Source organism: Candidatus Thorarchaeota archaeon, assembly GCA_021498125.1.
GTDB lineage: Archaea > Asgardarchaeota > Thorarchaeia > Thorarchaeales > Thorarchaeaceae > B65-G9.
This window is the reverse complement of the sequence record JAIZWL010000001.1, coordinates 1,367,547-1,383,097: the sequence shown is the minus strand read 5'-3', so window position 1 is coordinate 1,383,097 and position 15,551 is coordinate 1,367,547. Positions and strand designations below refer to the sequence as shown.

11 protein-coding genes are annotated in these 15,551 nt (G+C 46.7%); 2 read left to right on the top strand and 9 right to left on the bottom strand.

The genetic code is table 11. The annotated features are described in order from the left end of the window. Positions 1-23: 23 nt before the first annotated feature. Complete coding sequence (locus K9W43_06550) at positions 24-2,507, bottom strand: hypothetical protein (GenBank protein MCF2136890.1); 2,484 nt, start codon at positions 2,505-2,507, stop codon at positions 24-26. A 148-nt stretch (positions 2,508-2,655) separates the two neighbouring features. Here K9W43_06550 and K9W43_06545 point away from each other — a divergent pair, with 148 nt between their 5' ends. After that, positions 2,656-4,560 (top strand): leucine-rich repeat protein, encoded by a 1,905-nt coding sequence (locus K9W43_06545; GenBank protein MCF2136889.1) that lies wholly within the window; start codon positions 2,656-2,658, stop codon positions 4,558-4,560. Position 4,561: 1 nt separating this feature from the next. Here the strand turns inward: K9W43_06545 and metG are convergent, their stop codons facing one another. The 5 genes from metG to K9W43_06520 all read right to left on the bottom strand — a co-directional run bounded on the left by metG (position 4,562) and on the right by K9W43_06520 (position 10,738). Next, positions 4,562-6,610, bottom strand: a complete 2,049-nt coding sequence (metG, locus tag K9W43_06540) for a methionine--tRNA ligase (protein ID MCF2136888.1) — start codon at positions 6,608-6,610, stop codon at positions 4,562-4,564. 317 nt (positions 6,611-6,927) lie between these two features. Further along, the gene (locus K9W43_06535) at positions 6,928-7,704 is read right to left on the bottom strand and encodes a hypothetical protein (protein ID MCF2136887.1); all 777 of its coding nucleotides are present in this window, start codon (positions 7,702-7,704) and stop codon (positions 6,928-6,930) included. A 22-nt stretch (positions 7,705-7,726) separates the two neighbouring features. Beyond that, positions 7,727-8,395, bottom strand: a complete 669-nt coding sequence (locus K9W43_06530) for a hypothetical protein (protein MCF2136886.1) — start codon at positions 8,393-8,395, stop codon at positions 7,727-7,729. A 183-nt stretch (positions 8,396-8,578) separates the two neighbouring features. Further along, positions 8,579-8,734 carry a hypothetical protein gene (locus K9W43_06525; GenBank protein ID MCF2136885.1) on the bottom strand — a complete coding sequence of 52 codons (156 nt, stop codon included), beginning with the start codon at positions 8,732-8,734 and terminating at the stop codon, positions 8,579-8,581. Positions 8,735-8,983: 249 nt separating this feature from the next. After that, a complete protein-coding gene (locus tag K9W43_06520) occupies positions 8,984-10,738 on the bottom strand; it encodes an ATP-dependent DNA ligase (protein ID MCF2136884.1) in 1,755 nt (584 codons plus the stop codon). Between the two features lie 93 nt (positions 10,739-10,831). Between K9W43_06520 and K9W43_06515 the strand changes: the two genes are divergently transcribed. Next, positions 10,832-11,080 (top strand): 30S ribosomal protein S17e, encoded by a 249-nt coding sequence (locus tag K9W43_06515; GenBank protein ID MCF2136883.1) that lies wholly within the window; start codon positions 10,832-10,834, stop codon positions 11,078-11,080. Between the two features lie 45 nt (positions 11,081-11,125). Here K9W43_06515 and K9W43_06510 read toward each other — a convergent pair whose 3' ends face one another. The 3 genes from K9W43_06510 to K9W43_06500 form a co-directional block, all read right to left on the bottom strand. Beyond that, complete coding sequence (locus K9W43_06510) at positions 11,126-12,079, bottom strand: hypothetical protein (protein ID MCF2136882.1); 954 nt, start codon at positions 12,077-12,079, stop codon at positions 11,126-11,128. Beyond that, complete coding sequence (locus tag K9W43_06505; GenBank protein MCF2136881.1) at positions 12,079-12,480, bottom strand: hypothetical protein; 402 nt, start codon at positions 12,478-12,480, stop codon at positions 12,079-12,081. The genes K9W43_06510 and K9W43_06505 overlap by 1 nt, the downstream gene beginning before the upstream one ends. Positions 12,481-12,823: 343 nt before the next feature. Further along, complete coding sequence (locus tag K9W43_06500) at positions 12,824-15,532, bottom strand: oligosaccharide flippase family protein (GenBank protein ID MCF2136880.1); 2,709 nt, start codon at positions 15,530-15,532, stop codon at positions 12,824-12,826. Positions 15,533-15,551 lie beyond the last annotated feature (19 nt).

The window sequence follows — 15,551 nt, the reverse complement described above, 5'->3', positions numbered from 1 at the left end:
ACTGGGAGTCTACCACATATGGATTATCGACGCTTCTTGATCACTATGACAATGACGACCAGAAGCGCCACGCCAATCAAGATGTAGATGAGATAATTGGTAGGTAGCGTAATTCCGCCAGGTAGCGTAATTCCGCCGCTGGTAACTTTGACTATAACCGTATCTGTTGCAGTCTCACCGTACGCATCTGTGACCGTGATCACATACACGTAAGTACCTGCGGCCAGACCATCAATGTCTACCGTAATATCGCTACCAGTCCAAGTTCCATTGACAATACCAGTTCCATTCCTCGTGATAGAGTATGATGCGGGAGCGTGACTTTGTGCGGACCAAGTAATAGAGTGACCAGTTGTTCCCGCCGTGTAGGAAACATCAGCAGGACTATTAAGTGATGGCCGCAGCATGAACGCGATCTCATTGAGATAGAGTTCAAATGAGTCAGCATATCCCGAATTGTCGTTATCCTTCAGGACATCAATGATATACGAATTTAGAAGGGTCTGCCCATCGTTTCTGACCACGATGAATGACTCGTTCTCTTGCGACAGGGACGTTCGCCCAGCAAGACCTGTTGCGTTATCAAAGACATGAACTGTATCACCATCATCAAAGTATAGATCGTTACTGCCAAATTGAGTGACACCAAAATCAATGGGGATATTGAAGATAGGATGTTCAGCGTCCCACATATAGAGTGGCGGCGCAGTTGAAAATGTCTGACTATAGGCAACTCCCAGCGAAGACCACAGAGGAAGAGTTGGATAATCATCGATCTGATAGGTCGTCATAAGAAGCAACCCGCCATCGGTAACATACTCATTGATGCGTTCAAAGGTCTGCTCGCGTTGTGTCGAATTCCCAGGGAGAAGATTAGGTAGGTCCATTACCAATAAGGATCGACTCATTGCTTTTAGAGCCTCGTCAAGATTGTATAGGGAATGGACAAGGAAATATTTCGTATTGAGCTCGTTAAGGGCAAGGGCAGCAGACGAAATTTCGTAGTAGGGAGCATGCCCATCAGTTGTGTAGAGCACAACGGGTGCATCGAAACTCGTTAACCAGTTGGCCACATTAATACCGAATTTGCGATTGCTGGCATCACTGAAGTGACTATCTTCGAGCCAGTTTATATCACTGACAAGAACAACCCGTCCCGAACCATGAATAGCTGCTGCTGCAATAATGTTACCAAATTTCTCCCATAATGCTATCGGAGAACTTGTTGTAATATTGATAGCACCAGGGGCGAAGACGTTCAGTCCTGTGCAGTCCTCGGTCGTTGGATGCGCTAATGGCTCCGCAGTCAAGGAAATTAGGAGCACGCTATCATTGATAGCCATGCCCATAGGCGAAACTATCCGATTAATCTGCTCATTTGGCTGTATGAGGGAACCGGATGGCCTATCACCAAGGGCTAGTAAGGAACCTCCAGCGTCAATCCAGCCTTGGATTGCTGTCACCTCAGCAGAGGTGAAGTTAAACCTTGGTAGATTAATAAACAGCATATCATAAGACTCGAGCCGAGAAGCGGTAAGATTCCCAGTCGAAGAGGGATAGATCTTGTCGAAAGTGTAATCTCGTACAACAAGGGCATCCCGAATATTCTCATAACTGCCTTTAATATGGGTCAAATTATCCCAATCATCAACACCATAATATGGTTGATGACTGAGATCGAATGCGATACGAGCTCGTGGTCGAGGACATAACCAATTAACAGCATCAATGTATATCGGTTGGAGTACGTCTTCAACCTCATAGACTCGACCGATTAACTGAACAATTCGACCACCTCGATATCGACCATCATAGGCAATTCCACCTACTTTGTTAGAATTGCCATCGTTCACAAGAAGACGGGTCAACCGAGAGTTATCAGTAACAGCCGATGTGAGAGCAGTCCAATCATAATATGCAAAACCAGTATGTGTGACATCTATTTTTTGTGTGGCAGTATAGGAATGTGTCGGGGGGGCAACTTCCTGTACGACCATGAGTCCAGTGGTACCATAATACCAGAGGGATCCATACCCGTTATTACCAGCAGAAGAAGCAGGCAACATTCCGGTATAGGTAAGAACATTGATGGAGCCATCAATGGACATGATTCCGCCGCCACCCAACCAAAACTCCTGAATGGCTGGAAGAAGATCGTCCTCTGGAACCATATCTGGGAGGACAAGAACATCATAATTAGAAGGTTGCAATTCATGTGCTACCAAATTTGCCCGGGATATGTTGGTCACCTGATACCCAGCAGAGCTGAGAAGGCTCATGAGCCCGGAGAAATTAGAATAATATGACCCTACTGATGCATAAGTTGCATCAGAACTATCGGGATCGTATAGAATTGCGACCCTCACGTTCCTTGCAGGCAATGCAGCCGGAAGCATAGTATTTCCATTAGTGGTACTAGTACTCGCAGTGGGAATTGCCGGGGAGGCTGGCATCATTCCGAGGAAGAGTACTAGGATTAGTAAAGTGGAGAAAATCCTGAATTTCATCGCTCATAACCTCATAACCGCTCCAAAAATAGGTACGCGGCCACCGTTAAAACGCACATTTACTAATTAAGCTATCGCCGAACGAAAATTCGTGAAAATTGAATACAACACATGAGATAAGAGGCATTGTATATAGCCTGACGTACCGATGTCAAAGATCAGAATTCAAGCTATCAAGACATTTGGCGAGAACATTGAAATTGCAATGGACACCAGCGCTAATGCACTTAGTGTGGCGGAGAGCGGTATCGAGTTCATAGACCTTACAGAATTACGCAAGGTTCCATCTCTCAAAAGACTAAGCCTCTATAGAAACGCACTCAGAGAACTTGATCTCACACCATTGTCAAATTGCGCCAGCCTTGCACAGATAGACGCAGCTTACAATCGAATTGAAGAGATATCACTAGAACCAATAAGGAATCTTGCAAACCTGCGGGAACTTCGCCTTGAGAGCAATCTGCTTCGACGAATCGATCTCAGGCCGTTAGAGTCATGTCCATTACTGACAGTCATCACAATTGGCACTAACAGACTGGCATCAATCGACCTATCCCCACTCAAGGGATGTGATAGACTCCGGGAGATATCCCTCGCAAAGAACTTGATCACCAGCATAGACCTGACGCCCTTGCGTGATAAGAACCAATTACGGATCTTGGAACTTCACGAGAACAGACTGACCAACATTGACCTGAATCCCATCAAGGAGTGCCGATTCCTTCTCCGGCTCACACTCACGGGGAATAGGCTCACAACATTAGACTTGGCACCATTGGACTCTAATGAGGGCGCCAAGGAAATTGATGTGTCACATAACGCCCTTCAGGAACTCATACTCCCATGTTCGAACGTTCTCCGCTCGATCAGCGCTGCACATAACAAGTTGAGAACAATAGATCTCACACCTCTCGGTATTGGAACAAATGTGGAGATCGTCAATTTGAGCGACAATCAACTCATACAAGTTGACCTTCGACCACTTGCCAATTGCCCACGACTGAGACGGCTCATAATATCAAAAAATAAGCTGGAACAGATCGACCTCTCGCCACTTGTTGATTGCAGATCTTTGAATGAGATTCGTATTGATGAAAATCATCTACAAGAGATAGATCTGAGACCCTTAGCTCATGCAGCAAAGCTACGGTTCATCGAACTGGGCCAGAATCAATTCACCAGCCTCGACCTCTCCCCGTTAGCAGGAGCTTCGAACCTGATCGAGATCGGTCTGGAAAAGACTGGAGTCAAGGTCCTTGACATCCTACCACTATTTGCCTGTGCGTCATTGGAAAAGATAAAGGTCGACCGAGGGACCCGACTGCGAACGATCTACATACCGAAATTCATCAAGTGGCCAAAGGGAATCGAGGCACACAAGTCCAAGCTCAAGCGGCTGGTCAGGTTCCGGTTCAAGATTGACGAATGGTCATCTTTTGTGAACCGTGTTAATGCATTCTGCGATAATGTTCAGAATGAGACAGAACGCATTGCGTTCCAAGCACATATACTTGGACTCCTCGGACTAGAAGAGTTCTCGATGCTTGATATCAACCTCTCGCAATACCTCAAGCTGATAAAGGACGCAGACTCGCTTCAGAAGGCGAAGGCGTATCTCCGAGATCTATTACTTGAACCTCTTGAAATACAAGTGAACAATGAAGGACCAACACACTTCGTGAACACAGAAAGATTAGCTCAGGAACCAGCCACACAGAAATTGGCGGATGCAATTGAACAACTGCGTGATAAAGAGATGGGAATGGCATACGCGAGAGAGGAAGAGGAAACGATCGATATTCGCCCACTCTGGCTGACGTATGTGGGATATCGCAGACTGAAACGTCTTGGAGTCGGACTTGAGGTCACACATGAACAATTCGAGTCCGTGAAAAAGGCATTTTCTGCAATAGGATATGAGATCAGACTAGTGAAGAAGAAACCTTCAGAAACACTGCCAAAGATGTCGGCGGGGATGAGGGAGTTTCTCTTGACCAGCTTTGAGAAGAAAGAAGAAGGGGAGAAGGAACCTCCCGCCCAGAGTAAAAAATAAATTACGAGACCTTGCTCCCCGGAGGAACACCCTGTACAGTAATAGGGATCCAGTGACCTTCCTTCTCTGCATGCTCGATTGCAAGAATCATACCCTGACTCTCGATTCCAGCCAGCTTCTTGGGTTCGAGATTGACAAGGAAGAGTGCAGTCATGCCTTCAAGCTCTTCAGGCTTGTAGAGATCGGCAAGGCCCGTGACAATAGTTCGGGTCTCGGAGCCAATATCGACCTTCAGACGCAGGAGCTTCTTGGTCTTTGGAACCTTTTCACATTCAATGATCGTTCCGGCGCGGATGTCCATCTTTTTGAAATCGTCGAAACTTACGGTCGTCATCTCAGGTTCACCCTGCTCGTTACGTTCGGCCTCCTTAATACGGGCTTCGATTGTGGACTTGAGATCCGCCAAGAGATCGTCATCGACCTTGGCGATCACGGGTCTTGGTTTCTGAAGGGGTGTACCAATCTTCGGAGGCTCAAGTGCCTCATCAAAGTGGATCGCATGAATCGAAGTTGGTTCGGACCCCAGTTGGCCCCAGATGGTTTCAGCAACACTCGGCATGATAGGTTCGATCAGTATGGCGAGCGCCTTGACTATTGCCACCGCATTATACAAAACTTTGCCACAGGCGGGCTTGTCCTCTTTAACAAGGGACCATGGAGTATTCATCTGGAAGTATTCGTTACCGATAGAGGCAAGATGAAGAATCTCATCGGCGACTTTTTTGAGTTCGTACTCGTTGGTACCAGATGCAATGGTGTCGAGGGCATGCTTGATGGCTGCTCGAATGTCTGATGAAACCTCGCCATCAGGAATCTGACCAAAGTGCTTGTTCGTAAAATGAAGCGTTCGATAGACAAAGTTACCAAAGACCCCGACCAGCTCAGTATTGACCTTGTCTTGGAATGTGTCCCATGAGAAATCGAGATCGCGTGTCTGTCCCGTGGTTGCGACCATATAGTAACGGAGATAGTCCGGATTGAGACCTTTGTCCAGATATTCATCTTGTATCCATACTACATATCCGCGACTGCGACTAAAGTTGTGGCCCTCGATCTTGACCATACCCGAGGCGACAAACGCATAGGGGAGATTGTAGCCACTTCCCTTCAACATTGCTGGCCAGAAGATACAATGATGATACACAATATCCTGACCGATATAGTGGACAATCTTTCCATCGCCGGGCCGCCAGTAACGTTCCCATGCAGTAGGGTCACCCGTCTTTGCAGCCCACTCCTCAGTACTTGAGATGTAATGGATGGGAGCATCAAACCAGACATAGAGTGTCAAATCATCTTCACCGGGAAACCTCACGCCCCAATCAAGATCTCGTGTAATGCACCAGTCCTGCAGCCCCTCACGCACCCACTGAAGAGCATAGTTCATTGCGTTCTTTGTGCCATCGACCTTCTGAAGATACTCTTCAAGAAAGTCTTTGAACGCTGTCACCTTGAAGTAGTAATGCTTTCGAGTGATCGGTCGAGTTGGAGACCCACAGATGGCGCATCGCGGATTCAGAATCTCACCGGGTTCGAGATAGCGACCGCAACCCTGGTCGCACTCGTCACCACGTGCATCTGCACCACAGTACGGACAGGTACCTCTGACGAATCGATCGGGTAGTGACCGCCCACAATGATCACAGTAGGGACTCTCAAGGTCCTTGGGATAGATGTAGCCATTCTTTTCAAGTTCCTTTAGGATCTCTTGAGTCCGATGATGATTCTCAGGATCATCCGTCGTGCCGTAATTATCAAAGTGAATATTCAGTTTGGGAAAGATCTCAAGGTAGTGACTATGATAGGTCGCGTAGAGTTCCTTAGGTGTCACACCCTGTTTCTCAGCAGCAGTAACGATTGGAGTTCCATGGGTATCAGACCCGCAGACAAAGGTGACATCGGTGCCCATCTTTCGGAGGAGCCTGACAAAGACATCAGCCGGAACGTACGTTCGCAGGTGCCCAATATGCATGGGTCCGCTTGCATAAGGTAGTCCACAGGTCACTAGCACAGGCGCCTCGCTTGGGTATGTTGGTGTACTTGCATTCATATTTGTCACACTCCATTAAAGCGGAAGATAGGCTCACATCTCACTGCTGAATTATTGATAAGATCGTGAAACATATGACAGCCGTAAAAGAGATAGACTTCTCTAATGATGACACTTGATACCGAAAGCACGAAAAGATACGGTTCCAGCTGCCAGTGGCCACTGACCCACTGGGTCTCTTGTGGTCGGTGAGCGATGTTTCCTTGTTCCAAATTTTCTTTGAGCTTTTTGTCCCGCCTTTGAATAGTTATTTCTCTCATCACGAGGAGGAAATATAACTCTAACGATTACAAAGGGAGAAAAACTTGCACAACGACCTAGAATCCGTCAAGGTCACCCATCACTATAAGATCGGCAATTTTGCCGTGACCCTGTGAACGTAGGATGAGCAAAATCGCATGCAAATCATCATATTTCAATTGAATCCCTGTAGCCTTCGATATAGCCTTCAGAGCATCACGGGCGTTCATCCGAGAACTCACAATCTCTGCAATGTACGAAGCGGCCTTTTGAAGAGCAGATAGTCTCTGACGCACAAAGACAATTGCTGCCTCATTGTCATTGACCGCAACGGCCTCGTCCACAAATCGTTTGATAGTCAGGTGAGCACCAGTCGCCACACTGCCCTTCACAACAACAGAATAGCGGCAATTCACAACAAGTGAATCGGTTGAGGATTCGACACAATCATCCATGATCACCACGTCACGGCCCAGTTCTGGAGGCTCATGAAATATCCTCACGAGCGTGTTATACAGAGTCATTGCCACATCCACATCATCACAGAGCACAACCATGTGCTTTTGCAGTATAGACGCGATGATATCAATTAGCGTGGAACCAAACACTCTCCGTGAACCACGAAGACTCATACCCCTAGCCATGTATTGCCCAGAGAAACTAACATCGGCGATATGATCCAGTCTCTGGATACGACGAATAGTCAGATCGTGGTCGATAAAGACAAGAAGTGCATGTGAACAGGTCTCATCTGGTGAAACTGAAACTGAAACAATACCATGTTTGTCGGCCAGATCAACATGAATAGTACGAGTTTCTTGACAAACAGGACAATTAAACGTTACAGTCTTCATTGTTTGGATCTCCGAAAATTAGTCATTGCCGCGATAGTTTGATACCTCCAATACCTAGTAGAAGTACTGACCCAGTACGTAGAATATAGAATAATGGTTTCAGTTCAACTACGGGCCAAATAAAGAGAAGACCTGCATAAATCAAGAAACTAGAACCAATCCATAACGCCCATGAGAGTCCCGTCACACGATAATGGTTCACAAAGATAGAACCAATCACTAGAACAATAGGAACAAGGGTGACAACAACCCACCAGCTCATGTTGGTGACAGGTGTATGCTGGAGGGGATTGAAAAACGCATAGAGAGTGTCACCTGGTAACACAAATGCAAACAGCGTTGTACCACCAGAATAGATGATCATAAATAAGAAGGTTATAATCCAACATAGTTGACGCTTCTGTGTCAGTAATGAGAGTGTCGCAAATAGTACGAGTCCTATTGTGCCAGTCCCACCAAAATTCACATACAACCACATTGCAAACAAACCAACTCCGGACTCGATAGATATCTCCCAAAAGACGAGCCATGAATTAATCAGATGCCCAATCGCATAGAAGAGAAATGCAACTCCCCAAAGAAGACGTGCTCGTCTTCGTGTCTTCAAATATGCCAATGTAAAGATCAATCCTACGACTATTGCAACCGAGGCGGATATCATTGATGACACAAAGTGAAGCCACTCAATCATATGACTCACCGCTTTGTGTATTGTAATTCTGTGTCTTAAGAGTATCCTGTAGAAATACTATACCACAACAAGTGGTGTGGGGGCATTCTGAAGATTTCTTTGCCCCCACAGTGTCTCGAATGCCGGGAGGTGCAATTGAGACAGCGAATGAAGACCTCATGTTAAATGAGGAGCATAATGAGATTAGGAGCTGGAATAGAGATATCGAAGAGTCTCTGCATCGTCATCAGTGGGGTCTCTATCACTATCCAGTAGACCATAGAGCACATGTAAGATCTGTGCACTCTTCTGAAGTGTTGAGGTGGGTCGGGTGTGATGCTTGATTTTTTCGGCCATCATTCGCGTCTCCGTATTCGTTTTCTGTAGGCTAACTCACCTCTATTTCCACTGCATTTTCATTTAAGCATTGGTGTACCCCACATACGCTGGAGATAATACGAAAATGTTCTGTATGTATTACATACAGAATACAGCAGGAAACACCGGTTTTGCCACAGAAAAACGCGACTACAAAACAGGGGAAAAATCAGCTCCACAAGAAGAGAGGGGGAGAGAGTGCCAACGAACATGAGAGATACAGAGTGGTACTCATGAGATACCACGCTGCTGTTCAAAGAGATCGATCAGGTCAGCCACAGTGGTTGCTTGAGTGGGCGCCTTATCATCACGAAACCGGCCAGTAAAGCGGGGGAACCTGATGGCCAACCCACCATCACGAATCTGATCTCTGCCAGCAGGATGGGTGGGGCTGACCGTGATCTCGTCACCAAGGACTTCAATAACCAACTTGGGCTCGAACCAGACATCAGCCTCCAAGTCAGAGATCACGCGAGGATCACGGGTCTCAAGAACTATGGGATCAAGCCGTGCCTTGAGTTCATCAAGAACATCATCGGTGAACCCAGTACCAATCTTGCAGACTGTCGGAAAAGTATCCGTATCTTCATCATAGGCGGAGGCGAGAATCGTACCATAGACACCAGTTCGCTTCCCGCGCCCATGAAATGCACCAACAACTACGAGATCCACAGAATCGGACAGCCCCTCAGTGTATGATGCCTTTAATTTAATCCAGAGCCAGCTTCGGGAACCGGCCTGATACCGTGAACCGTCGTGAATGGCCTTTGCGATCACACCCTCATGCCCGGTATCCAGAGCAGTCACGAAGATCTCTTCCAGTCGATCAGGACTGTCGGTGACCTCGCCAGTAGTAAGGTGGGTATGTTGGCTCGACTCAATACTCTTCTCAAGAATAGCGCGACGCTCAAGCATGGGGAGTCCGGTCACATCACGACCATCAACATAGAGCACATCAAAGAAGAAGAGTGATACAGGAACCTCCTTGGTCATCTCGGTTATGTCTGTCTTCCGACGCCGACGCATCAGTTCTTGGAATGGACGCATCTCACCTGTTCCGGGATCTATAGCAACGCATTCACACTCGATGACGCACTCATTGACGCGGACGTATTTCTTAACGTACTCTACAACATCAGGATACTGATTTGTGATACGTTCCTGACGGCGAGAGAAGAGAACAACGTCATCACCCTGTTTGTGAACCTGGATACGTTCGCCATCGTATTTGTATTCCACGAGCGCCTTACCGCCCACCTTTGCCATGATCTCCTGAGGACGAGAGAGTTTCTTAGCTGCCATCATACGGATAGGACGACCAACTTCTACGGATACGTTCCGGATAGCTTCCATGCCTTCAGTCGCCAGCAGTCGCGCTACATACGCCAAGTCACTTGACAGGTTGAAAGCCCGCTCCAGATCAGCACGCGCTTCCTTGGTACCAGTGAAGGCAATAGCCAATGCATCAAGGAGACCCATGTGACCGATTCCTAGGCGCAGGTCTCCGGTAACTGTGCGCATGATGTATTTTGCCTCAATAGGTTGCGCTTCACTTAAGAGACCAACAAGAAGTGAAATCTTCTCTTTGCTGCTGCCTTGGCCCGAGGTCTTTGCAACTGAATAAAGTACATCAAAGACACGCTCCACTGTGATCTCATCAGACCATAGAGTAGTCTGAACACTCTTGCCAAGCAAGTCCTCAGCCACTGCACCGATATCACCACGTTTGTGGAGCATCTCTCGGACTTTCTTTTCGGGAACAGAAGAAGCGGAGGCAACAACCTGAACCGCCATCTTTTCTGCAATTCCAAGCTCAGGCTCTCCTTTCCAATCCGGAAAGAGCTTGCCCATGGTCAGGGCAATCACCTTGTCCACCTCAGAGGGGCCAGCCTCTTTCAAGGTCGTAGCAAGAAGAGCGATCTTGTCGATGGAACCAGAAGTTGATTCGATCGTTTCATACGCCTGAGCAAGTTTCACATACTCCATGAGAAGAGCACTCCCAACATAGAGTCCCACCATATTGTTTATAAACGCAGTCAAGAGGTCGAGGTGCAGACAGGCAATAATGGTGATTGACCCTTGGGAAGTATTAGACCTGGTTACATAAAGAACGCTGCTCGGTCACTATTGCAGCACTATCCAGACGAGTTTACAGTCGATTTTGAGACCAACAAACGGCTTGTTGAGCAGTATACGGATGTTGAAAGCAAAAAGGTCAGAAATCGTATTGCAGGATACGTCGTTCGACTCGTCAGAACTCGCATGGAACGAGAAACTCAACTTGCTGAGGCCGAGGATGCAGATTATTCCGAAGAAGCCGCGGAATAGTTTTTGAAGATCCGGAATGGGCATTCAACAACAAACCGAGTACTATTAGTATGCAGACAGTTTAGGTATCCGCCATATAGTATCAGGCGACGGCTTTTTGCCCCACATTTCAATCATTTTACTCCGGAGCTCACTAGTACCGTGATACAGTGATTTGGACTTGCCAATAACGCCAACCTTGACCAATTTATATAAATTAAGCTTGATACTGCTAGGAGAAATACTAGTGTCGTACTCGCAGGAAAATTCTTTCATAAGAGTACTCCAAGATCGTGGTACCTCACTTTTTGTATGTAACTCCGTGTAGTATACAATATTTGCCACACGAATTATACGTTCGAGGTTTCCAAGGGACATTACTTCACGTAGAAACTCGTATTTACGTCTCAAGATCTCAGACATAACAGCAGTAGTGATGTTTTCAAAACTAAGCTGTTTTTCAAGTAACATTACAAACAAATTTCCCGGCACATAATAGTGGTCACTCGGCCTGAGAACTTCAAGTTCTTGTAGAAGAGCAATATACTTGCGCATCTTCTTTTTTCGGCCCTTTGTCTTACCCTCAATACTAAAATCTGTTAGATTTACATGTTCCTCCTCATACAATGTGAGGAGAATCTCATATACTGGATTTAGTGCTGTAAGTACCTCAGGAAGTTGCGCAATTTTATCGGCTGATGATCTCAGAAGAAGTGATTCGGTATATGATCGCCACATGTGCAAATAAGACCTTAAACGGGACACAATTGTTTCACGCGGAGTTATTAAATCAGGATGTGGATGAAACTGTTCATTAAATACAACGTATCCTAGTGGAGATACTTTGAGAAAGCGGATACGAGTTTCGGAGGTCAAATCATTATGAATAATAATTGGATAATCAGATTGAAGCCGTGCTATCCAACGACGTGAAACTTCATCATATGTGGGATCGTCATTTCGGATTAAATTCCCATAGTGTGTTATGACAAACTTGGTGATAGTCTCTCTTGAGTTCATTAGACACCCACTCCAAAATCAGTTAGTTGCGTATCTCGATGTTCAGTCACCTGTATCCGGACATGTACGTTAAATATGTGGCCCCAAAGCTCTAAGAAGGCTCCGCTAGGGATGTCAGAAGGCCCATCAGATAACGGATTGTTTACATGGATAAGAGTCAAATCATCCGAATATCCTGTGACTACTATTGCATGATGTATAACGCAATCATCATGTGGCTCGGCCAGATATACAATAACCGGACGACCAGCAGTTATCTCCTCTTGGATAAGTGAGAAACCAGTAGCATACGAAAATGTAAATTTTGGCCGATAAGGAAATTGCCTAAATTCGGGACGACCATTAAGCAGCTCTATATTCTGTAGGGGAGTGCCATCAATTTGACAATCTAGTATTTTCATTAGTTTTTCGTATGATAATTCCGCTATTTCAACATATTCCGATTTCGGGAGCTGTGTGAAAAGTCCACAGACATAGATCGTCCAAATCAGAATGGATCCCGAAAAATTTTGGATTCAAATGTAAAATGGTGTTCATGCTTCTCATAATCACTATTTCACTGACTTTTCACACAGAGCCCCGATTTCGCCCACTTCAAAACCATCATCGTACATGCAACTACACAGTCCACCGCACTCATCTGATGAATAAAAGGAACTTCGATTTTGGGCATACGAAATTTCACCACTTGAAGTGTACAGGTTTCATCAAGACATATCAAACTAATATGACTATATCCCCTTGTTAAATGACCAATCGTTTCTTTTCACGAGTCAATTCTTCAGCCTCGGCCATTGCCTCGTCATAAATGTCAATAGGGAATCTATTATGCAGAGGTGATATCCGGGCACCAAGTGCAACTGAGCCGTAGAATCGTCGTGCAAGCCAACCGATACCTCGAATACGCACCATTTGCGAAGCGCGTTTGAACTCACTCATGGTACGATCGTCCCAAGTTCCGGTGAGACCGCTTATGAAGGAGTACAGGTACAGTGACGGGAGCGTGCCCAAGAAGAACAAGAGCGCTGATGTCATAATATCGTTAACGCCACCCCAGATCAATCGAGCGATATATTCAAGGACCAAGTAATTGAGAACGGCTGCAATAGCGGGGCCCACGTAAGTCTGCCAGAAATAAAATTTCGGGGCAGAGATGGTACGGCGAATCAGAACCCATGCGACAATATCTTTGATCGCCAGACCCACACAGTAACCGATGATGATCCCGGGCATCCCGCCCAGATAGATACCAAATACCACAGGCTCAGTCACTACAAAGAAGGTCATGGCGATGGCACGGATAGATTGTTCTAAGATCCACACACCGGCTGCAAGGCCTGTTCTCTCTGCACCTGCAAACATCCAATCGCCGAGCCAACTCCAGAACCCCAAGACTTGGAAGATCAGGAAGAACTGGAGCAACACTGCGGCGTAAGCCCAGTCTTCACCTGCGGCGCCAAGAATTGCTCTTGCACCAACGGCTGCTAACATCGACACCAACCAGAAGACAAAGAAGGCCCCATATTTGAGACCCTGAGCGGTGTAAAGTTCTGTCAGTTTTTTCTTCGCATGTGAATATGCCTCGGACACACCGCCAAGCATACCTTCCATGAAGAGCCCAACAACACTCACCATGATTGCAAGGTCCCATGCGAGCTGGTACTGGCCCTGCAATGCTGACCAGTTGAGCAGATGAGTGCTGATCAAGAGCATCTGATAGAACCAGACCAGAGGTACTGCGGCTGCACCGAGCGTCCACTTTGCACCAAACTTGAGAGCCTTGCGGATCTGCTCTGTACTAAAGTCGATTCTGAACAGTGTACTAGTCTTTAGTCCCAGCCGACGGAAGAGAACGATGGAAACACCAAAGACCATCCATTCTGAAATATAAGAGCCAATGGCCTGCCCGATGGCCGCACCCAGAGCCTCGCCAAAGATAGGGTTATGTGCACCCCACCAGCGGAAGAAAAGAATCAGAGTATAGGGGCCAAGTGTGTCAAAGATGATGTACTTTGCAACAGTTAGTACCTGTTGGTAATCTATCCGGTTCATACCCCTGAACAAGTGAATGAAGAGCAGGGTGAATCCCGGAAACTGGAATAATGAGTGCGCAATGAAGACGTAAGACAGATGGGCAAGGTATGTGTGTGGGAAAATGATCGATCCAAGAAAGGCAACAAGAGTTATCTGGATCACTCCGGTTATGCACTGGAACCAGACAAATATCTGAACGTACTTGACCGCTTCCTCGGGCTGAGTGACACGATACTCTGCAAAATATTTGGCAAGTGCAACACTGGTTCCGAGATCGAAGACGGTCCATAGACCCATGAAGAGATTCACACTGAACGAGTACCATCCTGCTGCCTGCGGGAATGGCATGATGAATCGCGGATAAATCATGATGGCAAGAACAACTCGGGGTATGACCAGAAGCAGTGTTATGAAGAGCTGGATGAGAAAACCACCTAGTTGACGATGCATGCCGATCTCTTCCCATTCGTCAATCTGCTCTTCAGTCTCAACAAGCAATTCCGCTCGTTCTATCTCAGAAAGCACCTGCCGATCACGGGTTGACTTCTTCTTCATGCTACGATACGAGACGACGGTGACTGCACCAATCGCGAACACCAATATGCCTATGATAAATTGCTGTTGCGTATGGGGAACGGGACTATAGGCCCACTCAGCATAGGTATAGGGCGACTCTCCAGAGAGATAGACCGATGACGAATATACAAAATAATTATAGTACGGCCAGAGCGTCAACTCATCATTGATCTGTGATTCGCCAGCAGTTGTATTGACCATAAGCCATGGTGTGAACACAAGAACCTCTCCAGCACCAGTATCCACGGAGACCAAGAGCGGAGAACTATATGTCCCAAATCCCGTGTCATTTGCTAAGAGAACATGAGCATTGGGGCCAAGTGCTGGAAGAACTGTGATCCGATCAGTAGGTGGTGCAGAGGACCAGTCAAAACCCATGACAGGATGAGTCTTGTTTACCATTCGTGTGATGACTCCACCACGACCAGTGTTGACCTTCATGACGTTGCTAGTTGTCACTCCAAGTTCTTGAAGACCTGTACCATTTGCAGTCATGCGAGGACCGAGAAAAATCATCAGTCCATGACCTGCTGACAGAAAGGTCTGCAATGCCGACATATCGGACGGCCCCATAGGCGTATCAACGATTAGAAGAGTATCAATCCCTGTCGCAGAGACCGCCGAATTGATAGTGCTAAAGTCTGAGACCGAGATAGCGGTTTGATCCAATTCCAGAGCCGTGAGAATGGAGGGTGCTTGGTCGCCACCGACTACAGCCACATGAATTTGAGTTGGTGCCTGCAATGGTCTATTTGGGCCGATAAAGACCGAGGCCATAACGACCCCAGGGAGCAACATGATCATAATGAACATGGAAACGAGAGGGACTTGCGACCGCAGCAATAGGAGCATCCTCCGTAAT

Excerpts from the sequence above, each read along its gene's own strand:
- K9W43_06550 (MCF2136890.1), bottom strand. The coding sequence starts at position 2,507 with ATGAAATTCAGGATTTTCTCCACTTTACTAATCCTAGTACTCTTCCTC.
- K9W43_06545 (MCF2136889.1), top strand. The coding sequence starts at position 2,656 with ATGTCAAAGATCAGAATTCAAGCTATCAAGACATTTGGCGAGAACATT.
- metG (MCF2136888.1), bottom strand. The coding sequence starts at position 6,610 with ATGAATGCAAGTACACCAACATACCCAAGCGAGGCGCCTGTGCTAGTG.
- K9W43_06535 (MCF2136887.1), bottom strand. The coding sequence starts at position 7,704 with ATGAAGACTGTAACGTTTAATTGTCCTGTTTGTCAAGAAACTCGTACT.
- K9W43_06530 (MCF2136886.1), bottom strand. The coding sequence starts at position 8,395 with ATGATTGAGTGGCTTCACTTTGTGTCATCAATGATATCCGCCTCGGTT.
- K9W43_06525 (MCF2136885.1), bottom strand. The coding sequence starts at position 8,734 with ATGATGGCCGAAAAAATCAAGCATCACACCCGACCCACCTCAACACTT.
- K9W43_06520 (MCF2136884.1), bottom strand. The coding sequence starts at position 10,738 with ATGGAGTATGTGAAACTTGCTCAGGCGTATGAAACGATCGAATCAACT.
- K9W43_06510 (MCF2136882.1), bottom strand. The coding sequence starts at position 12,079 with ATGAACTCAAGAGAGACTATCACCAAGTTTGTCATAACACACTATGGG.
- K9W43_06505 (MCF2136881.1), bottom strand. The coding sequence starts at position 12,480 with ATGAAAATACTAGATTGTCAAATTGATGGCACTCCCCTACAGAATATA.